Here is a 512-nt window from a genome sequence, read left to right as displayed (position 1 = left end):
ACGTGGAGCAACTGCGGGAAGAGCAAAACCTCGGAATAGTCGATTGGATGACAACTATTTATGAATAAGGCATTTCTCTTCCAAGATTCCATCAATGTACTAAAAGAGAAAAGTAAACCAGCTTTGCACATTGGCGTCGATCAGGCAGAAAAAGCAGTTGCCTTCCTGAAAGAACGATTGCAGATCAGGGCAGCGCCTTTTGCAAGGTCGAAATCCTTTGGTTTCTGGCTGTTCTCGATTATAAACCATGATCACATTTTCTAGTTTCGATGTTTTCGACCGACAAGACGGGCGGCAATAAAAATTGTCGATTTGACCGCATAATAGAAGACGCCATCGTACGATTGATCGCGCGAAACAATGGCCTGCCAATATCGCAGATCCATAATGTCACCTCCCTCTATAAATGTTGATATATCAACGGTTGTAGCCGTCTCAGGGGTGTCAAAAAAATATTTTTCGACAAAGTTTCTAACATTATTTCTTAAATATGTGTATATCTTACATTGACG

At 41.2% G+C, this 512-nt stretch carries 2 protein-coding genes; both read right to left on the bottom strand.

Annotation, left to right across the window (positions count from 1 at the left end; all coding sequences use genetic code 11):
- Positions 1–99: 99 nt before the first annotated feature.
- On the bottom strand, positions 100–372 hold the full coding sequence (locus tag AC0KTX_RS16865) for an Ada metal-binding domain-containing protein (RefSeq protein WP_474253170.1): 273 nt from the start codon (positions 370–372) through the stop codon (positions 100–102).
- Positions 261–512 (bottom strand): Ada metal-binding domain-containing protein (locus tag AC0KTX_RS16860; RefSeq protein WP_474253171.1); only part of this gene is annotated, 252 nt, incomplete at its 5' end. The genes AC0KTX_RS16860 and AC0KTX_RS16865, both read right to left, overlap by 112 nt.

This window comes from Aeribacillus sp. JST-2 (assembly GCF_056032925.1).
Note: the sequence above shows the minus strand (reverse complement) of the source record. Positions and strands in the feature narration are given on the sequence as shown.